Source organism: Streptomyces sp. Inha503, assembly GCF_047215865.1.
Taxonomy (GTDB): Bacteria; Actinomycetota; Actinomycetes; order Streptomycetales; family Streptomycetaceae; genus Streptomyces; species Streptomyces lycopersici.
The window spans coordinates 7,376,684-7,400,275 of the sequence record NZ_CP178360.1; the positions used below are offsets into that span (position 1 = coordinate 7,376,684).

General features: G+C 71.2%; 19 protein-coding genes and 3 pseudogenes. 13 read left to right on the plus strand and 9 right to left on the minus strand.

All coding sequences use genetic code 11. The annotated features are described in order from the left end of the window. Positions 1 to 16 precede the first annotated feature (16 nt). Positions 17 to 886, minus strand: a complete 870-nt coding sequence (locus tag ACJX2R_RS31125; protein ID WP_413102824.1) for a M56 family metallopeptidase — start codon at positions 884 to 886, stop codon at positions 17 to 19. Then, positions 883 to 1,257, minus strand: a complete 375-nt coding sequence (locus ACJX2R_RS31130) for a BlaI/MecI/CopY family transcriptional regulator (protein WP_413102825.1) — start codon at positions 1,255 to 1,257, stop codon at positions 883 to 885. The genes ACJX2R_RS31125 and ACJX2R_RS31130 overlap by 4 nt, the downstream gene beginning before the upstream one ends. Before the next feature lie 297 nt (positions 1,258 to 1,554). Between ACJX2R_RS31130 and ACJX2R_RS31135 the strand changes: the two genes are divergently transcribed. From ACJX2R_RS31135 to ACJX2R_RS31145, 3 genes are all read left to right on the plus strand, one after another. Continuing rightward, positions 1,555 to 1,860 (plus strand): hypothetical protein, encoded by a 306-nt coding sequence (locus ACJX2R_RS31135; RefSeq protein ID WP_413102826.1) that lies wholly within the window; start codon positions 1,555 to 1,557, stop codon positions 1,858 to 1,860. A gap of 790 nt (positions 1,861 to 2,650) precedes the next feature. Further along, complete coding sequence (locus ACJX2R_RS31140; RefSeq protein ID WP_413102827.1) at positions 2,651 to 3,766, plus strand: PLP-dependent cysteine synthase family protein; 1,116 nt, start codon at positions 2,651 to 2,653, stop codon at positions 3,764 to 3,766. Beyond that, entirely contained in the window at positions 3,766 to 5,067 is a 1,302-nt protein-coding gene (locus tag ACJX2R_RS31145; RefSeq protein WP_413102828.1) for an MFS transporter, read from the plus strand. Before ACJX2R_RS31140 ends, ACJX2R_RS31145 begins: the two co-directional genes overlap by 1 nt. A gap of 123 nt (positions 5,068 to 5,190) precedes the next feature. Here the strand turns inward: ACJX2R_RS31145 and ACJX2R_RS31150 are convergent, their stop codons facing one another. Further along, the gene (locus tag ACJX2R_RS31150) at positions 5,191 to 6,699 is read right to left on the minus strand and encodes an MFS transporter (protein WP_413102829.1); all 1,509 of its coding nucleotides are present in this window, start codon (positions 6,697 to 6,699) and stop codon (positions 5,191 to 5,193) included. Positions 6,700 to 6,783: 84 nt separating this feature from the next. On the opposite strand from ACJX2R_RS31150, the gene ACJX2R_RS31155 reads away from it, so the two are divergent. Continuing rightward, a complete protein-coding gene (locus ACJX2R_RS31155) occupies positions 6,784 to 7,590 on the plus strand; it encodes an AraC family transcriptional regulator (protein ID WP_413102830.1) in 807 nt (268 codons plus the stop codon). Between the two features lie 12 nt (positions 7,591 to 7,602). On the opposite strand, the pseudogene ACJX2R_RS31160 reads toward ACJX2R_RS31155, so the two are convergent. Further along, positions 7,603 to 7,764: pseudogene (locus ACJX2R_RS31160) on the minus strand (aldo/keto reductase); the annotation flags it as partial. A 305-nt stretch (positions 7,765 to 8,069) separates the two neighbouring features. Between ACJX2R_RS31160 and ACJX2R_RS31165 the strand changes: the two are divergent. The 3 genes and pseudogenes from ACJX2R_RS31165 to ACJX2R_RS31175 all read left to right on the plus strand — a co-directional run. Further along, positions 8,070 to 8,981, plus strand: a pseudogene (locus ACJX2R_RS31165) (XRE family transcriptional regulator); the annotation flags it as partial. A 185-nt stretch (positions 8,982 to 9,166) separates the two neighbouring features. Then, the gene (locus ACJX2R_RS31170) at positions 9,167 to 9,496 is read left to right on the plus strand and encodes a hypothetical protein (RefSeq protein ID WP_413102831.1); all 330 of its coding nucleotides are present in this window, start codon (positions 9,167 to 9,169) and stop codon (positions 9,494 to 9,496) included. Further along, on the plus strand, positions 9,493 to 10,329 hold the full coding sequence (locus ACJX2R_RS31175; protein ID WP_413102832.1) for a Scr1 family TA system antitoxin-like transcriptional regulator: 837 nt from the start codon (positions 9,493 to 9,495) through the stop codon (positions 10,327 to 10,329). The genes ACJX2R_RS31170 and ACJX2R_RS31175 overlap by 4 nt, the downstream gene beginning before the upstream one ends. Positions 10,330 to 10,509: 180 nt before the next feature. Here ACJX2R_RS31175 and ACJX2R_RS31180 read toward each other — a convergent pair whose 3' ends face one another. From ACJX2R_RS31180 to ACJX2R_RS31195, 4 genes are all read right to left on the minus strand, one after another. Next, positions 10,510 to 13,725, minus strand: coding sequence for an alpha-mannosidase (locus ACJX2R_RS31180; RefSeq protein WP_413102833.1), 3,216 nt, complete (start codon positions 13,723 to 13,725; stop codon positions 10,510 to 10,512). Positions 13,726 to 13,802: 77 nt separating this feature from the next. Then, on the minus strand, positions 13,803 to 14,615 hold the full coding sequence (locus tag ACJX2R_RS31185; protein WP_413102834.1) for a carbohydrate ABC transporter permease: 813 nt from the start codon (positions 14,613 to 14,615) through the stop codon (positions 13,803 to 13,805). After that, positions 14,612 to 15,568, minus strand: a complete 957-nt coding sequence (locus tag ACJX2R_RS31190) for a carbohydrate ABC transporter permease (RefSeq protein WP_413102835.1) — start codon at positions 15,566 to 15,568, stop codon at positions 14,612 to 14,614. Before ACJX2R_RS31190 ends, ACJX2R_RS31185 begins: the two co-directional genes overlap by 4 nt. Further along, positions 15,556 to 16,827: an ABC transporter substrate-binding protein gene (locus ACJX2R_RS31195; protein WP_413102836.1), complete on the minus strand. Its 1,272-nt coding sequence runs from the start codon at positions 16,825 to 16,827 to the stop codon at positions 15,556 to 15,558. Before ACJX2R_RS31195 ends, ACJX2R_RS31190 begins: the two co-directional genes overlap by 13 nt. Before the next feature lie 147 nt (positions 16,828 to 16,974). Here ACJX2R_RS31195 and ACJX2R_RS31200 point away from each other — a divergent pair, with 147 nt between their 5' ends. The 3 genes from ACJX2R_RS31200 (at position 16,975) to ACJX2R_RS31210 (ending at position 20,864) form a co-directional block, all read left to right on the plus strand. Beyond that, positions 16,975 to 18,789: a class I mannose-6-phosphate isomerase gene (locus ACJX2R_RS31200; protein WP_413102837.1), complete on the plus strand. Its 1,815-nt coding sequence runs from the start codon at positions 16,975 to 16,977 to the stop codon at positions 18,787 to 18,789. After that, a complete protein-coding gene (locus ACJX2R_RS31205; protein ID WP_413102838.1) occupies positions 18,786 to 19,808 on the plus strand; it encodes a LacI family DNA-binding transcriptional regulator in 1,023 nt (340 codons plus the stop codon). Before ACJX2R_RS31200 ends, ACJX2R_RS31205 begins: the two co-directional genes overlap by 4 nt. Before the next feature lie 63 nt (positions 19,809 to 19,871). Next, positions 19,872 to 20,864 carry an ROK family protein gene (locus ACJX2R_RS31210; RefSeq protein WP_413102839.1) on the plus strand — a complete coding sequence of 331 codons (993 nt, stop codon included), beginning with the start codon at positions 19,872 to 19,874 and terminating at the stop codon, positions 20,862 to 20,864. Between the two features lie 112 nt (positions 20,865 to 20,976). On the opposite strand, the gene ACJX2R_RS31215 is transcribed toward ACJX2R_RS31210, so the two are convergent. Continuing rightward, positions 20,977 to 21,369 (minus strand): peptidoglycan-binding domain-containing protein, encoded by a 393-nt coding sequence (locus ACJX2R_RS31215; RefSeq protein WP_413102840.1) that lies wholly within the window; start codon positions 21,367 to 21,369, stop codon positions 20,977 to 20,979. Between the two features lie 304 nt (positions 21,370 to 21,673). Here ACJX2R_RS31215 and ACJX2R_RS31220 point away from each other — a divergent pair, with 304 nt between their 5' ends. The 3 genes and pseudogenes from ACJX2R_RS31220 to ACJX2R_RS31230 all read left to right on the plus strand — a co-directional run bounded on the left by ACJX2R_RS31220 (position 21,674) and on the right by ACJX2R_RS31230 (position 23,343). After that, positions 21,674 to 22,408, plus strand: coding sequence for a peptidoglycan-binding protein (locus ACJX2R_RS31220; protein ID WP_413102841.1), 735 nt, complete (start codon positions 21,674 to 21,676; stop codon positions 22,406 to 22,408). A gap of 32 nt (positions 22,409 to 22,440) precedes the next feature. Further along, positions 22,441 to 22,668 (plus strand): annotated as a pseudogene (locus tag ACJX2R_RS31225) (helix-turn-helix domain-containing protein); the annotation flags it as partial. A gap of 249 nt (positions 22,669 to 22,917) precedes the next feature. Next, positions 22,918 to 23,343 carry a DUF2690 domain-containing protein gene (locus tag ACJX2R_RS31230; protein WP_413105984.1) on the plus strand — a complete coding sequence of 142 codons (426 nt, stop codon included), beginning with the start codon at positions 22,918 to 22,920 and terminating at the stop codon, positions 23,341 to 23,343. The last annotated feature ends 249 nt before the right edge of the window (positions 23,344 to 23,592 follow it).

A 23,592-nucleotide genomic window follows, 5' to 3' on the forward strand; every position in this document is an offset into this window, starting at 1 on the left:
TGCTGGCCGCCGAAGCTCAGTGACCTCCCCCCAGGCAGGCCAACGGAGTCGTCGACATCAGCCAGGCGGAGCCGGCGATCGCCCATATGTGGAGCGCGGCCCCGGCGGCCGTGACGGCCACATGCCGGTGTTCCGGACGTACGGGCGGCGGTTCCGTGCCCTCGAGTTGTGTGATCCTGGCGGCCAGCAACTCGCGGCCACCCATCGCGGCGGCGGGGGCGGTGTCCGCCCACCGGGGAGTGTCACCGGCCTTCAGCAGCGCCCCGGCCACGGCGCCGACGCCGCAGTGGGCCATCGCGCAGCGGTCCGCCGCCAGTTCACGGTCGGCGGCGACCACCGTTCGCAGATGACGCAGGAGCGGAAGCGCGATGTGGCGTGCCGCCAGGAAATCGGCCACGAGCGTTCTGAGCGGATCGCGCCCGCGGACGTGCTCGGCCTCATGGGCCAGAACCGCACGCAATTCCCCAGGAGTCGCCGACTTCATGAGCCCGCTGCTGACCGTCACTCGGGGGCGCAGCAGACCGTGGGTGAACGCGAAGTTACCGGCACTCTCGATCACATCCACGCGGGCGGTCAGCCCCGCCTGCCGGGCGGTGGTGTGGATGGCCGCATCCGTGACAGCGGCGGCGCGGACCTGGCGGTCCACGGCCCGAGCCGCGCCGAGTCCAAGCCATAGCCGCCGGGCGGACCGTATCGCTCCAGCCGTGGAGAGGGCGAGCAGCGTGGCGCCGGCCCACGCGGCGCCCGACCGCGCGTCGGCACCGAGCCCGTGATGGGTGAACTGCCAGACCAGGGCCGTGACCAGACAGCAGCCGAGGAAGGCCACCGCCGCGTGAATCGTCACGGACACCGCCACCAGAGTCCGGAAGGCCCGCTTGCCGGTCATGGCGACTGCTCCAACAGCCGCCGAAGACGGTCCCGCAGCCGCGGATCCAGTGATGCCTCGGCGGCGAAATGCGCGACCGCGGCATCCCCGTGCGCCCGCAGCACCTCCCGTACGGCGATCGCGGCCTCATCCGCGACGGCGGCTGTGTACGCGTAGCCACGCCCCTGTATGGCCCGATCGAGAAAGCCCTTCTCCGCGAGGCGGGTCATCACCGTCATCACGGTGGTGTAGGCCAGCGGCTGTTCCCGGCCCTCGTTGAGTCTGCCGAGCACGGCGCGGACCGTCACCGGCGCCTGGACCTCCCAGCACACCCGCATGACCGCGCTCTCCAGTGCCCCCAGCGTCACTGTGGTCTCACCTCCGTAAAGCATCGTCCACTACGCCAGGGTAGGAGGTTCGAACGCGGGCGACGGCCCGGCCGCGTGCCGCGCGGGGCCGTGCGGGGCCGTGCGGGAACTTGGCGCGAAGTCTCAGGTCTTTCTTGGGCGCTTCGGCACCAGTGCTAGTGTCACGGCATGGTTACGGCCTGGTCTCCCTCTGTTATGTCGTGGTGTCGCCCGTCGCGGCGGCCGCTGCGTGTGCTGTGGGTGGCGGCGCTCCTGCTCGGGCTCGTATACGCGCACGGCGTGAGCGCGGAAGGCGTAGCCGGGCATCTAGCGTTCGGTGCGGTGGATCAGGGCGCGACCGTGAGCCAGGCCGACATCGGGACGGCGTCCGTCGCCGCCGAGAAGGCGTCCGACGGCGGGGCCGAGTCCCCGGGTGATCACCGCAACGGCGACCATCACTCCTCTCACTCGGAGTGTCTGGTGGGTCAGCCGCAGTACGGTTCCGGATGGGTGGCCCCCTGCCCGGCGGTGTTCGGCCGGGCGTCGGCTTCTCCGGCCGCGCCATCGGGAATGACCGGCCTGGTCAAGTCGGCTTCGGGCGAATGCCCGTTGACGGACTCCGCCGCCTGCGTGGTTCTGCGGATCTAGGCGCCCCGGCACCCTCGGCCGGTCGGCGTATGCCCGCATACGCCCGGCCCGGCCCGGTGCCGCGTGCGCGCGGTGCCCCTGATCGCCCGGATCCGCCGGCTCAGCACGCTGGTTCGGGGACATTCGGGGCGCTGAACCCCGCCCTGCCGGTCTCTGTCCACCGTCCCTCCCCGCTCCGCGTCGGGGGCGGTGGTCCATGCGGAGGAATCGTTGCCGTTCCATCTCCATGTCCGCCCTGCTTCCTTACCCTCCTTACCTTCCTTACCGGGGTCTCCTTGGCACCGCTGCCTCGTCGCCGTTGTGTTGTGCGGACTGCTGCTGGCCGTTCTGGACTGTGCCGGGCCACATGAGGCGTCAGGCCATCGGAGCGCTCAGGTGCCGATCGCGTCCGGGGGGTCCGCGCAGGCGGCATCGCCCGTGGGCTCCGATACCGAGGTGGTACCCAGCGCGGGGTCCTGCGCTCCACGCGGTATCGCCGGTCTGTCCGTGCCGAGGCCACCGGCGCCCGCGCGGGAGCTGGTACCGACCGTCGGCGTAGCTCCGGCATTCGCCATTGCGGCCATCCGCGCCGTGGCACACCCCGGAGAACAGAGCAGCGGCAGAGTGCTGGCCGGGAGTTCCAGGCTGTCCGTCGTCTGCCGGTGGCGCATTTAGACCGTGCCCGCGACCGCCGTCATACCGGCGTACCCGAACGAGCGCACCCCGGATCCGGGAAGCGCGCCACGGGGTCCCGCCGGGACGCGATCAGACGACCCGACAGCTTTTCACGCTCTGAGAAGAAAGCGGAAAGATGCACTCCTCGACCACCGCCGACACCGGTCAGCTGACCGCAAGGTCCGCCCTTTCCGGGCTGGTCGGCAACACCCCGCTCCTGCGAGTGTCCGAGCCCTTCGTCCCGGCGGGACGTGGCTTCTGGGCCAAGCTGGAGGGCTTCAACCCCGGCGGCATCAAGGACCGTCCCGGGCTGCATATGGTCCAACGGGCCCGGGCCCGCGGTGACCTGCGGCCCGGCGGCCGGATCATCGAGTCCACCAGCGGGACCCTGGGACTGGGGCTCGCCCTGGCGGGCATGGTCTACCACCACCCGGTCACCCTGGTCACCGATCCGGGGCTGGAGTCGTCCATGACCCGGTTGCTGACCGCGTTCGGCGCCCAGGTCAATGTCGTCTCCGAGCCCCATCCGACCGGTGGCTGGCAGCAGGCCCGCCGTGACCGCGTCCAGCGACTGCGGGACCAGCACCCGGGCTCATGGTGCCCGGACCAGTACAACAACCCCGACAACGTCACCGCGTACACCCCGCTCGCGCTCGAACTGGCCCGCGAGCTCGGCCATATCGACGTGCTGGTGTGCAGCGTCGGCACCGGCGGACACTCCGCCGGGGTCTCCCGGGTCCTGCGCCAGCTCTACCCCGAGTTGACGGTCGTCGGAGTCGACACCATCGGATCGACGATCTTCGGTCAACCCGCCAGGCCCCGCCTGATGCGGGGGCTGGGATCCAGCATCTACCCCCGCAACGTCGCCTACGACCAGTTCTCGGAAGTGCACTGGGTGGCCCCCGCGGAAGCCGTGTGGACCTGCCGCCAACTGGCCGCGTCCCACTACGCCACCGGCGGATGGAGCGTCGGAGCGGTCGCCCTGGTGGCGGGCTGGCTCGTCCGGACCATGCCCGCGGAGGCCCGGATCGTGGCCATCTTCCCCGATGGACCGCAACGCTACCTGGGGACGGTCTACGACGACGACTACTGCGCCGCCCATGGCCTGCTGGGCTCACCCCCCGCATCCGAACCAGACCTGATCGGCCGCCTGGACGAAAAGGAGGTGCACCGCTGGAGCCGGTGCACCACCGTGGCCGACCCCCTCACCCTCCAGGACGCCACCGAGGAGTCCGACGAGGAGGTGGCGTAGTGAAGTCGCTGTTCACACAGGTGCGTTCCTATGAGGGCAGTGTCCAGCTGTTGATGGTGAACCAGTTCACCATCAACCTGGGTTTCTACATGCTCATGCCTTATCTGGCCGCCCACCTGTCCGGCACTCTGGGGCTGGCCGGCTGGCTCGTCGGACTCATCCTGGGAGTGCGCAACTTCAGCCAGCAGGGCATGTTCCTGGTCGGTGGCACACTGGCGGACCGGTTCGGCTACAAGCCGCTGATCATCGCCGGATGCGTGCTGCGCACCGTCGGATTCGCCGCTCTCGGACTCGTGGACTCCCTGCCCGCGCTGCTCGCCGCCTCGGCGGCCACGGGGCTGGCCGGTGCCCTGTTCAACCCCGCGGTACGGGCGTACCTCGCGGCGGATGCTGGAGAGCGCCGAGTGGAGGCGTTCGCCCTGTTCAACATCTTCTACCAGGCGGGAATCCTGCTCGGCCCGCTGGTGGGCATGGTGCTGACCGGCATCGACTTCCGTATCACCTGCCTGGTCGCGGCAGCGGTCTTCGCCCTGCTCAGCGTCGTACAGATCCGTGCGTTGCCGCCCCGGAGGGGCGACAACGCCAAGGCCGGTCAGGACACGGGACGCGAGAGCGTGTTGTCGCAGTGGCGAGAGGTGGTGGCCAACCGGCCCTTCCTGCTCTTCTCGGTCGCCATGATCGGCTCGTATGTCCTGTCGTTCCAGGTCTATCTGGCCCTGCCGCTGGAAGTGCGCCGCCTCGGCGGCGAGGGTGAGTCCGGGACGGTGGCGGTGGCATTGCTGTTCGCCGTCTCGGGACTGAGCACCATCCTCGGACAGACGAAGGTCACCGCCTGGTGCAAGGCCCGGATGGCGCCGGGGCAGGCGCTGACCTGGGGGCTGTTCTCGATGGGTGTGGCGTTCGCACCGCTGCTGCTCGCGACCGCCGTTCCAGTCCCGGACGGTGGTGTGGGCCGTTGGCTGCTCGCCGCCGTCCCGTCGGCGCTCTCGGCATCGCTGCTCGCGCTGGGGACCATGATCGCCTACCCGTTCGAGATGGACACCATCGTCCGGCTGTCGGGGAACCGGCTCGTGGCCACCCACTACGGGCTGTACAACACCATCTGCGGCGTCGGCATCACCCTGGGCAACCTGCTCACCGGCGCGGCGCTGGACGCTGCCCGGGCGGCGGGGATGTCCGCGCTGCCATGGCTCGCGCTGCTGGCGCTGGGCCTGGCCTGCGCCGTGGCTCTGTACGGGTTGCACCGCACCGGCCGCCTCGCGGCACTGCCCGCGGCTGAGGCACGGCCCGCGGCCGCCTGACGGGCCATATGCGGGAACGGGGCGGCGGACGGGGATCAGTCCGTTCGCCGCCCCTCACCCGGGTCCGAGGCACGGCAAGCGGCGGTTGGGTACGGGTGCGGCGGCTACGTACGGGTTCCGTGCCTACGTACGGGTTCCGTGCTGGGCCGGAGCTTCTTCGGCGTCGGGTGCGTGACCCGGGCGGCGGTCCTTCCCGAGCAGGGCGGCTATGAGGACGGCGCCGAGCGCGAGGAGGGCGGCGGCGATGGAGAGCGCGTAGGAGAAGCCCTCCGCCGCGGCCCGCCGTGGGCCTTCCGCCGCGGCCAGGGCCTCGCCGCGGCGGGTGGCCAGAGCGACCAGGACCGCCACGCCCACCGCGCCACCGACCTGTTGGACCGAGCTCAGGAACGCCGAGCCGAGACCGGCGTTCTCCTCGGTCGTGCCCGTGAGCGCGGCGACGGCCAGGGCGGGCAGACTCAGTCCGCAGCCGAGGCTCGTGACGAGCATGCCGGGCAGCACTCCGGAGGCGTAGCCGTCGCTCGGTGCCACTCCGGACAGCAGCACCAGTCCGGCCGCGCTGATCAGGAACGACATGATGAGCGTCCAGCGCATGCCGAGCCCGGCCACCGCCCGGGAGGAGAGCCACATACCCGCGAGGATCCCGGCGCCGTAGGGGAGATAGGCGACGCCGGCCGCGAGGGGGCGGTAGCCCAGCACCGTCTGAAGGTGCACCATCAGCAGGAAGGCCATCGCGTAGAAGGCGGCGGAGAACAGCAGGGTCGCCCCGTTGGCGACGGCGCGGACGCGGAAGGACAGGAACGACAGCGGTACCAGCGGCTCAGCGGTGCGCGCCTCGACCGTGATGAACGCGAAGGCCAGGACGACGGCGAGCACCAGGGGTCCGGCAGCGGCCGGGTGTCCCCAGCCCGACTCGGTCCGGAGCAGCCCGTAGACCAGGGACACCAGGGCGCCGGTGCCTAGGACCGCACCGGGTACGTCGAGGCGTACCGGGCGGCTGGTCCGGCTCTCGGGGACCAGGCGCGGGAGCAGGGCGAGGGCCATGAGGGCCACCGGCAGGTTGATCAGGAAGATCCAGCGCCAGGAGGCGAGGCCGGTCAGCGCACCGGATATCACCAGACCGGAGGTGCCGCCCAGAGCCGCGACGGCGCCCCAGACGCCGAGTGCCCTGGCGCGCTCCCCGTCACCGGGGAACAGGAGGGTGATCAGCGCCAACGAGGCCGGGCCGGCCATGGCCGCCCCCGCTCCCTGGACGAACCGCCCGCCCACAAGCTGCCACGGCTCCCGCGCCAGCCCACAGAGCAGGCTCGCCGCGCCGAACAGCGCCACCCCGGTCAGGAAGACGCGTCTGCGGCCCCACAGGTCGGCCATGCGGCCGAAGAACAACAACAGCCCACCGAAGGCGAGGAAGTAGGCGTTGACGACCCAGGCCAGGCCGGCGGCGGTGAAGCCGAGGTCGTCGCGGATGCTGGGGAGCGCCACGCTCACCACGTTGTCGTCCAGGACGAGCATGAACTGCACCAGACACAGCACCACCAGGGCCGGTCCACGGCGGCCGGTGGCGCCGGCCGCCGCCGAACCCGGCGACCCGTTCGTGACGCGGCGGCGCCCACGGCGCGGATGAGGGATCGTCATACGGCGACGCTATGCACCGGCCGTTCTGGCCGCGATGCGCTACGAGGCCAGACCGTATCGCCTTGGGGACATACGCTGGGCGGCATGACCGAGGCCACCGAGGCCATCGTGGGACCCGTACCGCCCGGGGTCGGCGCCATCGTCGTCGGACACTTTCCGCTGGCGTCCGGACAGTGGTTCGCCCGGCATTCCCACCCACAGCACCAGTTGGCCTGGACACGGCGCGGCGTACTCGGCGTCGCCGTCGACGACGCCTACTGGGTTCTGCCACCCACCCGGGCGCTGTGGCTGCCCGGGGGGATCGTCCACCGGACCGGCGCGACCCGCGACGCCGTGCTGTGCGGCCTCTACTTCGAACCCGACCGGTGCCATCTGGACTGGCCCGGCCCCACACCGGTCGGCGTCGACGGGCTGCTGGCCCACCTGATCGCCTACCTCGGCCGGAACGACCTCCCCGACGACGCCCGGCTGCGGGCCGAGGGCGTCGTACTGGACCTGCTGCGCCCGTTGCCGAGCACCCCCATCAACGTGCCGACCCCGGCCGACGACCGCGTACGCGCCGTCACCGAGGCGCTGCTCGCCGACCCCGCTGACCCCCGCGGCCTGGAGGCGCACGCACGGTCCGTGGGAGTGAGCCGACGCACCCTCACCCGGCTGTTCGCCCGCGACACCGGCATGACCTTCGACCGCTGGCGCACCCATGCGCGACTGCGCGCGGCCCTCTCCCTCCTCGCCGAAGGCCACCCCGTCTCCCGGGTCGCGCACACCGTGGGCTACGCGACCCCAAGCGCGTTCCTCGCGGCGTTCCGGCGAACGGTCGGCACCTCCCCGGGGCGCTACCTGAGCGGCGACACCTCGTTGCCGTCGGACCCGGATCGAGCTCAGTTGTAGCCGGTACGGCGCTCGTGCCTCGGCGAGGCGCACCACGTGTTCGTCGTCGAGCCGCACACGGCGTGCGGCCAGCGCCTCCTCGATCTGCTCCACTCGGCTCGCGCCGACGATGGGATCGATCCCCTGTCGCATGAGCCATGCGAGGACGACCTGGTTCCGCGTGACCCGGAGCTCGTCACGGTGGGTGCGACGTCATCGAGGGTCCCGGGCATCAGCCGGAGTCCGGCCGTTCAGCGTGGCCGCGTCCTTGTAGACGACGAACGGCCGCCCATCGACCGTGTGCCACTCGTCCGTGCCGACCAGTGCTGACGCGCATGGGCCCGTCCAGGTCCTTCAGACAGACCTTGGTTCCGGGCAGCTCAGCCACCCGCGCGGTAGCGACTGCTTGGGAGTGAACCGCCTCACACGGCAACGGCCCTGCCCATACCCTGGCAGTGACGAGCTGGACAGAGAGGGGCAAGGCCATGTCATCTGACGCGCCGTCGCCCGCGCATCTGAGCGCACGTCTCCAAAGCGCCTGGTCCGCCCGTCACTCCGCACCCAACCACCGCGAAGTGATCGGCGGCCTCTTGCCGGCCCTCATCCGGGATGCGCAACTCGCCGTACGTCAGGCCGACCGCGCCCCCGAACGGCGGGCAGCTCAAGCGGTCCTCGCCGAGGTCTACAGCCTCAGCCAGTTCTTCATCGCCTACCAGCCCGATTCGGCGCTCCTCTGGCGCGTTGCCGAACGCGGTATGGTCGCGGCCCAGGAGAGCGAGGACCCGCACGCCATCGGCATGGCGGCATGGCTCGCCGCCCAGGCCCACCGCGACAGCGGTCCCGCCCACTACGACGCGGCGGACGCGGTCACCATGGAGACGCTGCGCCACCTCACCCCACTACTGCCGGACGCGCCGGACAACGTACGCGCGATCGCCGGCGCCCTGCGGTTCGAGGCCGGATACACCGCGGCCCGCCGCGGTGACACCGGCGCTGCCTGGGGCCATTGGGACACCGCCCGCGAGATGGCCGAGCGGCTTCCTGCCGACTACTACCACCCCATGACGTCGTTCTCCCGAGGCATCATGGGCGCGCACGCGGTCACGGTCGCCGTCGAGCTGCACGCGGGCGGGGAGTCCGTACGACAGGCCGTGAAGGCGGACGCCAAGACGATTCCCTCACGGCCGAGGCGAGCCCGGCACCGGATCGAGGAGGCGCGCGGCTACCACCTGGACGGACAGCCGGAGACCGCGCTGGCGACGCTGGACAAGGCGTACGAGGCCGCGCCGGAGACGATCCGCTACAACGGCTACGCACGCCGCATCATCTTGGAGGAGACCGAGTCGAAGTCTCCGGCGCATCGTCGGCGCGCTGCCGAACTGGCAGTGAAGATCGGCGTGCTGGCTGCCTGAACCGGCGTTCGAGGGGCAGAATCTCTGCCCCTCCTCCGTCCCCGGCGCTCTTACGGTCGGTCATCACCTGATCACCGATGACGCCGGGGGACCCCGTGCAGACCAGCAGCCGTAAAACAGAGCCGTGGACGCCACCGCAAGGCGCCGATATAGAGATGGTCCGGGTCGGCTCCCATTGGGATGCCGTGCGCGCTCCCGTGGCGATCGGTGAGCGAGCGCTGGAGTTACTCGGCGGGGCGACTGGCGCCGTCATCGCCGACTACGCGCAGATGTACTGGCTGATCGTCGCGGGAGGCGCCCAGTACTGGCGGCGCCTCCCACAGGTACAGACGCTCGGTGCGGTCTCGACCTCGTACATCGGTGTGCCTCCCATCCGCCACACCGCCGGGCCGATACTGCACTGGCGCGTCCCGCTCGGGCCCGACCGCTACCTCACGGACAGCCCTCTGTTACGCGGGGCCCTGGCCCAGGCGGTCGCCGCCGAGCTCGGCCCTGACCGGGAGGTCGGCCGGTGAGGGCCAAGGGCCTCAAGCTCTGTGACGCCGCCGAGTCCATCCGCGGCTCGGCGGCCAAGCTGAGCCGGATGGAGACCGGCCAGGTGGCACAGGAGTGGCGGGACGTGTCCACACTGGCCAGGGCCTACGGGGTGACCGACTGGTCCACCATCATCGGCGCGCCGCGGTTGGCAGGCCAGCAGCCGAGAGATCCCAAGCGCAGGACGGGCACCATCCACGACAACGCCGAAGGCTGGGCGGACCGACTCCGCGCCTGCGAGCAACAGGCATCCGCGATCTGCGTCTACGCCTCGGCCATCATCCCGCGCATCGTGCAGATCACCGGATACCCCGTAGTCCAACTGCCCCTGCTGCCATCGTCCACCCAACCGCGGGACGTCACCGTCATCCTCGACGGGGCGACGCTCCTGCGCACCTTCGGAAACCCACAGGCCATGGCAGCCCAGATGGCCCACCTGCAACGACTGGGCACCTCCCCACACGGGCCTCGGATCTTGGCCGTGCCCTTCCAAGCAGGTGCCACCCCACCGCCGGGCACCCTGCACCGCTTCCAGCTCCACGGGCAGGAGGTCTTCGCCGAGGAGACCTGGAGCGCGCTCTACACCACTGGAGCCGACAGCCAGGCGGCACGCAGATGCCTGGCCGCCGGGCTCGCCGCTGCCAAGGACCCCGAGGCGAGCCCGGCCGCCGCGAACGAATGGCGCGCGGTCCTGGAGCACGCTGCGGGCTGCCCGGCCTGCCGGACACCCGGTGTCATATGCGAGACCGGGGAGCGGCTGCTCGCTGCTTACGAGAGAGCCGCGCGGCAGGCCCGGTCAGAGGAGGGCCAATGAGGCACCGACGCCAGGCCCCGCCGAACGAGCGGAGCTCTTTGCCCTCCGCATCACCGCGGTTGGGATCGCTACTGAGCGCGATCCCCGTGCTGCTCCTTCCAGCACATGGCCGTGATGGAGCGTGTCGTAGGAGCCGCCCGCCACCGGACCCGGGCCGGTGGCGGGCGGGGTGCCGCCCCGCTATCCCCGCGGCGTCAGCCGCACCCGTACCGCCGTGGTGCCCAGGCGGGGGATCTCCACGAGGATGTCGTCGCCGTCGAGGGTGGCGGGGCCGTCGGGGTCGCCGAGGTAGGTGGCGCGCTGCGCGGCGGTGACGGGGAAGCCGCAGCGGAGGCGGGCCGTGCGCGGTTCCGTGGCGAAGGACTGGAGCCGCACCAGCAGGTCGACGCCGTCGTCGCCCGGGACCGGGGCGGCGTCGCGGACCGCGATGCGGGCGTCGTCCACGGAGAGCAGCGCGAGTTCGGCCGGCCGGGCCGCGTCGGGGGTGCCGTGTGCCGGGACGCCGATCAGCGGGTGGTCGACCTCGTAGGCGGTGCGCAGTGCCAGGGCGTTGGCGTCGATGGTCTCGCCGCGCCGCCGGACGCCCACCGCGTAGCGGAAGGTGGTGTGGAACGCCTGCTGGGACGGGAAGTTGGTGTCCCACAGGTTGTTGTGCACCCAGGAGTAGACCGTGCCGGGCTGTCGCGGTGACGTCGAGTCGGGGAAGGGCGCGTAGGGCAGGGCGATGGTCTCCGGTTCGACCAGTGGCGCGTCCCTGGTGATCCAGGCGACGGGGCCGCCGTCGTCGGTCAGGGAGACGAACGACCTGACGGCACGCATGTGCTGGGGCGCGCCGGGCACGTGGGCGAGGCCGGTGCCGGTCAGGGCGCCGGTGATCTCGTAGTGGACCGTGGGCCGCGTCAGCGCGAACGGGAACGCGAGGTACGCGCTCTCCTTCGTCATGGTGGCGGGTTTGTCGAAGCGGTTGTCGATCACCAGGTGGGCGTCGTCGCGGCCGAGGCTGATCGTGGTGCGGGCCCGGCGGACGCCGTCCGCCGCGTACTCGTAGGTGAGGCGACCGCCGAGCGCGTCGTCGACGCGTTCGAGGAGCACGGCGGGGCGGGCCAGGGTGCGGGAGCCGAGGAGTTCCAGCTCCTCGCTCACGGTGGTCTTGTTGGCCTGGTGGTTGTAGCCGCCCGCGGTGGTGTACGTGTCGTAGACGTAGCCGTTGAAGCCGACGACGGCGTCCTGGTCGACGAGTTCGCGGCCGGTGGCCTTCTCGACGAGGCTCGCCACACAGGCCCTGGTCAGGTCGACGCGGACGCGCAGGTGGCCGTTCTCCAGGATCAGGTCGTCGGCGGTGGGCAGGGGTACGGCGCGGGCCTTGCGCTTCTCGCCCTCCTGGCCGTCCTCGTCCCCGTCGAGGCGGAGCGGCGCGGGGGACGCCACCACCTTGCCGCTCTCCTCGCCGGTCACCGTCACGTCCAGCCGTACGAGGCCGAACGGGGGCACATCGGGTACGTGGACGTGCAGCCACCGCCCGGCGTCCCGGTGGACCGGGTTGGTCTGCGCCTCCTGGACCACGGGCAGTTTCGCGCCGGTGCGGCCGTCGGCCACCGACACCGCCCTCGCGAGCGGGACACGGCTCTCGCGCAGGAACACCGTCACGACCGAGGTGCGCGCGGCCGCAGTGGTGTTGACGGCCCAGTACGTCACATCGGCGCCGGCCGCGGTGGGCAGTACGGCGCCGAGCGCGGCCGAGGCGTGGTCGAGGAAGGTGTCGGCGTCGTTGTCGCCGTGCAGCGCGTAACCGTACTTCCAGTGCCACTGCTGCTCGCCCGACTCGCCGCCCGCGTCACCGTGGGTCCACGGGTCGGCGGCGCCCCAGGTGTGCTCGTTGAACAGGGACACCGACCGGTACACCTGGTCGGCCCCGGCGCGGGCGGCGGTGGCGAGGTCGGCGGTGGGCCCCGCGGGGGAGGCCAGGGCGGCGATGCCGTACAGGGTGGCGGCGTCGGTGACGGTGGACTGGGCGCGGCGCACCATGGCCTGGGGCCGGGCGCCCGAGCCGACGCCCTCGACCCACCAGTCGCCCCAGTCGCCCTCGAAGGCGGGGATGGCGTCGCCGAGGCGGGCCTCGGCGTCGGTGAAGAAGTCGGTGTTGGTGGACAGCCGCAGCCGGGGGCTGTCCCAGGTCTCGTTCCAGCGGCGTACGGTCTCGGCGAGGATCAGCCGCGGCGGCGCGTTGTCCCCGAAGTGGCCCTGCACCCTCAGGTGCAGCACGTCCCACGGGTACGGCTCGCGCTCGCCCGGCGCGGGGGCCGGTGAGCCGAGGAGCTCGGGCGGGAACGGGTAGGGGTTGGTCGCGAGCGACGTCAGATAGGCGGGCAGCAGGTCGTCCACCATGGCGTAGGAGGTGTCGAAGCCCAGCACGGGCCCCTCCATGTAGGCCAGGCCGTGGGGGCTGTCGGTCATCCACACCAGCACCTCCTTGCCCGACGGGGCGCGCCACCGGAACAGGCGCGGCAGCCGCGCCCCGCCGTTGGTGGTGGGCACCGAGCGCCCGGCCCAGTTGTGCGCCACCGAGAGGTAGCGCACGCCCAGGGGGGACAGGGCGTCCGGCAGCCCGGCGACGGAGCCGGGCACGTCGGTCTGCATGGCCGAGCGGAAGTCGATCCCGTAGGTGTCCCGCACCCGGCGGGCCAGCCGCAGCAGTTCGTGGAGTTCGTCGGTGGAGCAGGTGTCGCTGTGGAGGTTGTACGGCATGGCCGTCAGCTCGATCTGGCCGGCGCGTACCCGCTCGATGAACTCCGCGACCCGCTCCGGCGGCCGGACGGCGGCCCACTGCTCGAACGACCACAGCGACTCCACGGCCCACCGGAACCTGGCGTCGTCGGGCCAGCCGTCGGTGGTACGGGTCAGGTCGAGACAGGAGTCGAGGAAGGCGACGTGTTCGCCGAGGACGGTGCCCTGGGGGTCGGTGTAGCCGATGTCCAGGTGCGAGTGGTGGACCAGGTGGATCGTCCAGTCCCGCGGCGGTTCCAGCGCGAAGGCGAGCACCGCCGAGGCGTCGCCGTTGCGGGCCTCCACGCGCACGTCGCGGCGGTCGCGCTCCAGGGGGAGCATCAGGCGCGGTCCGCCGGGCGCGGGCAGCACCTCGACCGGCACCCGGCCACGGCCTGCGATCTCCACGTCGAAGGACCAATCGCCGGGGTCAGGCGCCTCGCCGGAGATGAGGATGCGCACCCCGCGCCGGGCACCGGCCCCGGCGGCGTCGCGGCGTACGAGATGTTCCGGCAGGGCCCGCAGTTCCGTGGTGCCGGCCCGCGCGGTGGCGGCGACGGCGAGGCCGATCATGCTCGTCCGGGCCTTGTCGGTGGACCAGCGGCGGTCGCGTACGAGGGCGCGCGTCGTCATGTGTGTCTTCTCTCCCGGGGTGGTTCAGTGGTTCGTTTCAGTCCGTGAGCCGCGGGTTCAGTCCGTGAGCCGCGAGTTCAGGCCGTGAGCCGCAGGCTGTTGACGAAGAAGCGCTGGAACACGAAGAAGAGGACCACGGTCGGCACCGAGGCGATGAGCGCGCCCGCGAGCACGACGGGCGGCCCCACCGTGGCGTAGTTGCCGTTGAGGTCGGCGAGTGTGGCCGTCACCGGCCGCACGTTCGGGCTGAGCGACAAGGTGATGCCGAACAGCAGGTCGTTCCAGATCCAGGTGAACTGGAAGATGAACGCGGCCAGCAGCGCGTTCCTGGCCAGCGGCAGATGGATCCGCAGGAACATCGACAGCCAGTTCACGCCGTCGAGCTGGGCCGCCTCGGAGATCTCCCTCGGCACGGTGAGCATGAAGTTGCGGTTGACGAAGAACGCGAAGGGGATCGTCAGCGCCACGTAGATCAGCAGCATGCCGTACTGGGTGTCGTAGAGGTCGGTGGTGGCGTACCCGCTGAACAGCGGGGACAGGAACGTCTGGAGGGGCAGCACGGTGCCGATGAAGATGAACCAGAACCAGAGCCCGGGCCGCCGCACCGGCATCACGGTGACGGCGAACGAGGCGAGTGCCGCGATCACCACCGCCACCGCCGCCCCGATCACCGCGTAGATCAGGGTGTTGAGCAGTCCCCGCCCGACGTCGGCGCTCTCGAACGCGGTGCGGATGTTCGCGAACAGCCCGGGGGAGGCGAACCACCACCGCGGGGATCCGGTGTACTGCTTCGCCGGGGTGAAGGCGTTGACGACGACCAGCCAGGTCGGCACCAGCCACAGCACGGAGACCAGGGTGACCAGGACGCCGCGCGCCGTCCTGCCCGTCATACGCCCTCCCCGGACCGCTGCCGCACCTGTTGCCGCAGGTAGAGCCAGGAGGCGGCGATGACGACGACCGTAAGGACGACGGATACGGCCGCGCCGTAGCCATACCGGTTGAGGGTGAAGGTCTGCCGGTACATCGTCAGCGCGAGCGTCTCGGAGGCCGTTCCGGGGCCGCCCTGGGTGAGCAGCCACACGATGTCGAAGGTCTTGAGGCTGTTGACGATGGACATGCCCACCACCACGACGGTCATCGGCCGCAGCTGCGGCACGATCACGCGCAGGAACAGTTGGAGGCCCCGCGCGCCGTCGATCCGGGCGGCCTCGATGGTGTCCGTGGGAATGGTCTGGAGCCCGATCAGGAACAGGATCAGCGAGGCCCCGGTCGCCTGCCATGTCGTCGCCACGATCATGACGAGGGTGTTCAACGGCCAGTGCAGCAGCCATTCCTGCTGCCAGCCGCCGAGCCCCACCGCGCCCAGCGTCTGGTTGACCGCCCCGTCGCTCCTCAGCAGGTACGTCCACAGCAGCGCCGTCGCCGAGCCGGAGAGCGCGTACGGGATGACCACGGCGGTACGGGCCACCGCGCCCCAGCGCATCGAGTGGGTCAGCACCGCGAGCAGCAGGCCCAGCAGTACGGGAAGGACCAGCGTGCCCACCACCCAGAGCACGGTGTTCAGCAGCGACCGGCCGAAGTCGGGGTCGGTGAACAGCGCGGTGTAGTTGGCCAGGCCGACGAAGCGCGCGGTGATGCCGTTGTCGTCGAAGAGGCTGCGCCATGCGGTGATCAGGAAGGGCACGATCAGGAGCAGCAGGACCAGCGCCACGGCGGGCGCCAGGAACGCGCCCACCCAGGCGGCGGAGCGGAAGCGGGCGGAGCGCGGATCGGGAGCGAGGGGTTCGGGCCGGTGTGGCCCCGTTCGGCTGGCTGCCTCGTCGGCAGTGGTCAGGACGTCCACACCTTCCACTCCTTGTCGGCTCGGTGCTGCATGTTCGTCAGGGTCCGCGTCGCCTTCGCCGGGGTGGGGTCGATCATGAAGGCGCTCAGATCCTGGACGTTCCCCTCGATCAGTACGGGGGGCGATGCCTCCCAGTAGCGGATGGCCTGCTTCGGCCGCTCCCGCCGCACCTGGGCGGCGACCTGGCGCACGGTGCCCACGTCCGGCACGACGTCAGGGTCGGCGGAGGTGTCCCGGAGGAATCCCGTCCACGCCGTCTGGACCGCCGGGTCGAGCCAGGCGCGGGCCACGGCGAGGGCGGCGTCGCGCTTGTGGGCCCGTGCCGACACCGCCAGTACGCCGCTCTCCACGAGCACCGAGCGATTGCCGCCGGGCGGCGGAGGCAGCAGGAACGCGCCGAGGTCGGCGTCCTTGACCCCGGCGTCGAGGAACGCCCCGGTGTTCCAGGCGCCGTAGAGGCACATGGCGGTGCGGCCCTGCGCGAACTGACCCGGCAGGTCCGTGGCAGACGCGTCGGCGGAGGAGAACGCGCCCCGCCGGTACAGATCGCTCCACAGGGCCATCGCGCGTCGGCACACATCGTCGGTGTACGAGGCCCTGCCCGCCGTGAGATCGAGGTAGAAGCGGTGGTCGAGCCCGTTGACGAGCTGCTGGAACCAGATCGAGGACTCCCAGGTGGTCGCGCCGCCGGAGGAGATCGGCGTGATGCCCTTGGCGTGGGCGGCGTCCACCACGTCGAGGAACTCCTGCCATGTCGTCGGTACCTCCACACCGAGCCGCTTGAAGACGGGGCGGCTGTGGAAGACCACGTAGTACGACTTGTAGAGCGGAACGCCGTACTGCCTTCCCTCATGGCTGAAGGTCTCGCGCAACGCGGTGTCGTCGCTCCAGCCGCGCCGGGCCGCCTCGTCCCAGGCCTCGGTGACATCGGCGAGGATCCCGGCGCGGGCGATGTCACGCAGCCGGTACCCGTTCCACCACTTGAGGAGATCCGCCGTGGAGTCGGTCTGCGCCGACATCCGCACGATCTGCTGATAGTTGCTGACGTTGGGAACCGCCCGCGGGGCGAGCCGGAAGCCGGACAGCGGCCGCAACTTCCTGCCCGCCGCCCGGAAACCCGGCGACCAGGTGGGGTTGTCGTTGAACACCGAGACCACGTCGGCGGGCGCGGGCCGGCTCATCGAACCTCGTGCGCACGCGCTGAGGGCAAGGCCGGCGATGCCCGCGGAGGAGGCGGCCAACAGCCGACGCCTGCTCATCCCCTGTGGCATGTCGATTGGCATGTCGATCGAGCCCATCTGACCCCCTCGTCACGGAATCAGTGACCTGGTAAGTTATCGGTAACGTACAGGTGTGCAGGTGGTTTGAAAAGAAGTCGCGTTAACGTATCTCACGGGATTGGTGACATGGGCGAGAGTCCGCAGGTCAAGGTGAAGGCACCGCAGTACGATCCGACACCGTGCTATCCGGTCCTCGCCGACGCGGTCGCCGTCGGCTGGGCCGACGCGGCCGGGACGCTCCCGAAGGGGACCCGGGTCCTCGCCGTGGACGGCCCCGCGGTACTGGACTGGGCCGCCGTCGCCGCCGGGCTGGGCGCGGCGTTCGGCGACGGGGGCCCCCGGGTGGAGTTCGCTGACGTCCGTACGGCGGTGCGCGACTGGGAGACGGTGCGGCGGCTCACGGACTCCGACGAGCTACGGGGCGACCCCGACTTCGCGCGGCTGGCGGGCGGCGACCTCTCCGACCTGATGGACCCGCGGGCCCTGGCGGCGCTCGCCGATCCGGGCGGATCCGGTGCGGGCGAGTCCGGCGCGGGCGGATGGGGCGAGACCGAATCCGATCCGGACGGATCCGGCCCGGCCGGGGGCGGCGCGCTGCGCGTCCTGCTCGGGCCCGGCGCCGCGCTCGCGGACGCCGACGTCCTGTGGTGGGCCGACCTGCCGAAGCGGTACGCGGAGGCGGCGGTCAAGCACGGCCGGGGCCGCAACCTCGCGGCGCCCGAGGACGAACCGCCGACCCTGCGGCGGCTGCTCTACATCGACTGGCCGCTGCTCGACCGCCATCGCGACCACATGGCGGAGCGGATCGACCGATGGTTCGACGTTACCGATACCGTAGCCCCGACGTCGATCGGCGGCCAGGCGCTGCGCGAGACCTGCCGGTCGCTCGCCACCCGCCCCTTCCGCACCCGGCCGACCTTCAACTCGACGCCGTGGGGCGGGCACTGGGCACAGGAGACGCTCGGTCACAACCCGGACGCGGAGAACACGGCGCTCGGCTACGAGCTGATCGCGCCGGAGAGCGGCGTCCTGCTCGGCGACGACGCCTCCCGGTGTGTGGAGGTGCCGTTCCAGCTCGTTGTCGCGCTCTCCCCGGTGGATGTGCTCGGCCCGACCGTGCACGAGATGTTCGGCACGTCGTTCCCGGTCCGTTTCGACTACCTCGACACCGTCCGCGGCGGCAATCTGTCCGTCCACTGCCACCCCAGGCCCGACGACATGCGCGACGTCTTCGGCTGGCCGTACACCCAGCACGAGACCTACTACCTGATGCACGCCGGGGAGCACGGCAAGGTCTTCCTCGGACTGCGTGACGGCGCCGACGTCGAGGCGTTCCACCACAGCGCGCACGCCGCCGACGCGCACGGCACACCGTTCGACATCGAGCGGTATGTGCAGGTGTTCCCCGCCGAGGCCGGGCAGCTCTACCTGGTCCCGGCCGGTACGCCGCACGGCAGCGGCGAGGGCAATGTCGTCCTCGAGGTCAGCGCCACCCCCTATCTGTACTCACTGCGGTTCTACGACTGGCTGCGGCGGGACCCGGCGGACCGGCAGCGTGCCGTGCACGTGGAGCACGCCTTCCGCAATCTCGACCCGGCGCGGTCGGGCGCCGCGGTCGCCCGCGAGCTGATCCAGCGGCCCCGGCCGCTGCGCGCGGGGGACGGCTGGCGGGAGGAGGTGCTGGGCGCGCTGCCGGCGATGTTCTTCCAGGTGCACCGGATCGTCGTCGAACCGGGCCGGACCGCCGAGCAGCGGACCGACGGGCGCTTCCATGTGCTGACCGTCGTGGACGGGCAGGGCGCGGTCATCACCACCGCCGCCGGGCGCCGGCACTCCGTACACTATGCCGAAACTCTCGCAGTCCCGGCGTCCGCCACCGCCTACCACGTGCATGCTCAGGGGCCGGAGCCGGTCCGTCTGGTGAAGGCACAGGTGGTATGAGCGCACACTCGGAGTCCGAGCCGGCCCTCACCATGCGGGACGTGGCCGCGCGGCTCGGCGTCAGCCCGATGACGGTCTCCCGCGCGCTGCGCGGTCAGCGCGGCATCGGCGAGGCCACCCGCCAGCGGGTGCTCGCCGAGGTGGCTGCCCTCGGCTACCGCCCCAACAAGCGGGCCCGAGAGCTGCGTTCGGGCGGCCCGAACGAGCTCATTGGCCTGGTCGTGACCAACCTGGCGAACCCGTTCTACTCCCAACTCGCCGTGGGCCTCGAGCAGATCTGCGTGGGCTACGGCGCACGGGTCATGCTCGGCAGCACCGGCGAGGACCCGGCCACCGAACGGGAGGTGGTGGCCGACCTGGTGGACCGCGGCGTGGACGGCCTGGTCGTCGCCCCGGCCGGTCATGACCACAGCCACCTCGGCGGGACACGGCTGCGCGACCTCCCGGTGGTGCTCGCGGCCAGCCCGCCGATGGGAGTCGACGTGGACTGCGTCCTCGTCGACGACTTCGGCGGCACCCGGGAGGCGTGCCGCGGCCTCGTCGCCCGCGGCCACCGGCGCATCGGCTTCCTCGGTCTGCCGCCGTCGCTGTGGACGGGTTCCGAGCGCTTCCGGGGCTACGCGGTGGCGCTGGAGGAGGCGGGCATCGCGCTCGACGAGCGGTACATCAGCCGGCACCGGGGTGACAGCGCCCTCGCCGAGGAGGCGGCGCGGGCCATGCTCGCCCTACCGGACCCGCCGACCGCGCTGCTGACCGCCAACAACCGGAACACGGTGGGCGCGCTGCGTGCCCTGCGGGACCGGGCACAGGACGCGGAGCCGGTCGCCCTCGCGGGATTCGACGACATCGAACTCGCCGACATGCTGCACCTGCCGCTCACCGTCGTCTCCTACGACCCGGTCGAACTCGGCCGGGCCGCCGCGACGCTGCTGTTCGAGCGCCAGGCGAGCACCGCCCCGCAGCCGCCGCGGCGCGTGACCATCGCGACCACGCTCGTCGACCATCCGGCACCGCGGTAGGCGCCGATGACGGCTTCCGGAAATCCCGCCGTGCCGCACCGACGCGCTGACGAGCCCTCCGTCGTGCCCGTCCTCGAAGTGGGCGGTTCCCATGTCACGGCGGCGGCCGTCGACCTCGACCGGGGCCGGATCGCCGACGGCACCAGGCGCCGCCTGCCGCTGACGCCCGGCGTCGGCCCCGAGGACTTCCTCACGGCGCTCGCCGAGGCCGCGAACGGCGCGCTCTCCGGGCTCTCGGCGCCTTCTGTGCCTTCTGCGTCCTCTGTGCCTTCTGCGTCCTCTGCGACCCCTGCGCACTCTGCGACCCCTGCGCTCTCGGCGACGGCGCTCGGCGCGCGCGGGATCCGCGACACCTGGGGCATCGCGGTCCCGGGGCCGTTCGACTACGCGCGCGGCATCGCCCGCTACCACGGCGTCGGCAAGTTCGCCGCGCTGGACGGCCTCGCCGTCGGCGACCTCCTGACACCGCGTCTGAACCCGCGCCCGGCCCGGCTGCGGTTCCTCAACGACGCCTCCGCCTTCGCGCTGGGCGCCCGGCACACGGCCCACGCGGAGAGCCGCCGCCTCGTCGCGGTCACCCTCGGCACGGGGGTCGGCTCGGCGTTCCTGGACCGGGGGACGATCGTCGAGGACGACCCGTGCGTGCCGCCCGAGGGCCGCGTCGACCTGCTCGCCGTCGACGGCCGTCCGCTGGAGGACACGGTCTCCACCCGGGCGATGACCGCCCACTACACGGACCGCACGGGCCGTCCCGTCGACGGGCTACGCGAGCTGACGGCCCTCGCCGCGATCGACGACGCCACCGCCCGCGACGTCATCGCCACGGCCCTGCGCGCCCTCGGCGCCGCCCTCGCCCCATGGCTGACCGCCTTCGAGGCCGACACGGTCGTCTTCGGCGGCTCCATCACCGCCGCCTGGCCCCTGATAGGCCCACCCCTCACGGCCGGCCTCGCCCACCACGACCCACGGCTCACCCGCCTCACCCTGTCGGTACACGACGACGGCGAGGACCAGGCCCTGGTGGGCGCGGCGGTGTTCGCGACGCGGAGTGTGTAGCCCCAACGTCCTGCGCGGCAAGCGGTCGGGCGCCACCTGCTCCGTGACCGCGCGCTCTGCCGTCAACGCCCTCACGATCCAAGATCGTGAGGGCGTTCGGTGGTCCCGGCGTTCAGCTTGGGCAGGCAGAGCGCAGCGCGGCCCAGGTGTATGTGCCAACGACGCCGTCGACCGAGAGGCCACCATGGCAGATGCTGTTGTACTCGTTCTGGAAGCGGAGAACCGCGTTGTAGGTGATGCTCCCGAAGATGCCGTCCACCTGTCCGGCGCTGAGGAATCCGCGGTGGTAGAGCTGGCACTGCACCTCGATCACCCTGTTTCCGGTGTCACCGGATTCGGTGATGGCCGTGCCGCTGTAGTACGTCCTGGAGCAGCTGTAGGACTGCACGGCGGCGGAACTCGCCGAGGTGACGTCGGCGGCCATGGCCGCATCGGCGACGCCGATCGACGTGCCGGTCAGGGCGAGCGCCGCCGCGGCGGCGACGACAGCCTTGCGCATGAACATCAGTCAGTACCTTTCGTCTGGAGAAGTACGCGGGCGACTCCACGGCGTTGGTGACCCGTGGCCGGAATCACTGTTCTTGGGTGACGTGGTGCTTCACCAGCCAAAATGAACAACCGGAGATGTCCCGGGACCTCCCGGACGGTCACCTGTGATCTCGTCGTGGCCCTGACGTGGTCCTGGGAAGTCCACGTCCACTCACGCGATGTCCGGATCTGGCGCCTGGAAGTAGGACAGCGAGGTCGAAAGCGCTCCACGATCAGCCGGACGGGAGGAGACTCTGGGCGGACTGCGGAGGGGGAGCGTAGTGAGATGGAGAGCACTGCCCCCGTCACTCGACTCGAACGGGCGGCGGTTCGTAGGACAGCTGCGGCTGTTGAAGGACCGCAGCGGCCTCAGCTTGGTTTCCCTCCAGGCGAAGACGCCCTTCAGCGGTTCATCGTGGGAGCGCTACCTCAACGGCAAGGTCCTGCCTCCCGAGGCGGCCGTCGAAGCCATGGCCAGGATCGCCGGCGAGGATGCCGCACCTCTACTCGAGTTGCGGGACGCCGCCGAAAGGACCTGGAACACGGCCTCGGACGCTGACTCCACGGCCGGAAGCGATCCGGCGCGAGGTGCGCCGGAGTCCGAGGTGCCACGGATACGAGTCGTGGCGTTGTCCGTGGCCGCGGGTGCGCTCCTGCTTTCCGCGGTCGTTTCCGTACTGCTGGTCATGGACGCGCGGCATCCGAAGGCCGGGAGCAGACAAGGAGTCACCGCCGACGTCGGGAAGTACACCTGCACGTACACCCGGCGCGACGACCTGGTATTCGCCGGGAACAGCACGGCTATGACCCATCGGGTCATGCTCAACAGCACGGGCCCCGACGCGGCCGAGGTGCAGTGTCTCCTCCTGCGTCACAAGCTGTCCCCGGGGGATATCGACGGATACTTCGGACCGCATACGGAAGCGCAGGTCAAACGATTGCAGCGGCAGGACCATGTCCCCGCCGACGGCGTGGTGGGGGAGCAGACGTGGGCGCTTCTTCGCCACGTGGAGTGAACACCCGGTCGTGACGAGGAAGGGCTCGGTGCGTGGAGAACTCGCGGAGGACGTCCCGCTGGCGCGAACTGCCCCTGACCCTGCCCGCCGAATGTGCGAAGTCGGTCACCGATCTGCGGGAGCTGAAGGCCCGCAGCGGCCTGAACCTGGCCGAGTTGGCGGAAGCGACAGCCATCAGCAAGTCGTCCTGGGAGCGGTATCTCAACGGGAAGCAGTTCCCACCACGTCACGCTGTCGTGGCCTTGTGCCAGGTGGTGGGGGAGACCGACGCCGGAATCCTGGCCCGGTGGGCCCTGGCGGACGCGGCCTGGAGCTGTCGCGAGCACGGCATCGCGGGCGGCCACGTCCGCTCGTCCCCCACCACTGAGCATGCCGCTACGGTCAGGCCCGACGACCCGGCCCCGCGTCGGCACGCCGGTCCATTGCACCGGGTGCTCCTGGCGGCCTCTGTCTTCATCACCAGACGGCCTCGAACCGCTACGGCCGGCGTCGTGCTCGCATGTGCGGCAATGATCACGCCGGCCGCCATTTACCACATGTCGCACGGTGTCACCCATGCGTCACGCATGCGCCCGCCCGTCTGCCGCCTGGGGTCCTGCGAAGGCCGCAACCCTCGCACCACGGCCTGCGAGGACCCCATCACCGTGGCATCGCACACGGCCGATGACGGCACCCGTCTCGAAATTCGCCTCAGCCCGAGCTGTCGGGCGGGCTGGATCCGTACCCGGCCCACGCACAAAGGCTTCCGCATCGAGATCACCGGGCCGGGAGGACGCCGCCAGAGCGTCGTGGTGACCGCCTTGCCGTCGGACCAGGGCCCGGTCACCACTGCCATGATCTCCGCGGCTCATCCCTCACGCCTTCGTGCTTGCTATTACCCGTCCGCTCATCAACCCGGCAGGGAATGCTTCGACGGCGCCGATGCCCCGACGTGAGGGGGTGCGGCGGCATTCCGACCGTCCGGCCCGCATGGCACGCGTCCGCCAGATCGGCGCGACAGCGTGCCAGAGGAGGAAATCGCCTCCCGCCGCTCCACCATGCTGGTGAGAAACATTGCCGAGAGGCCTATGACGGCCGATCCGAGGCGCCCGATCGGTGCCGATTCCAGCATCGCGCACTGGTCGGCGACTCCTTCCAGGAATCGGGCCAGAAGCACCCCGGGACCGTTCCTCAGCGGCACCGGC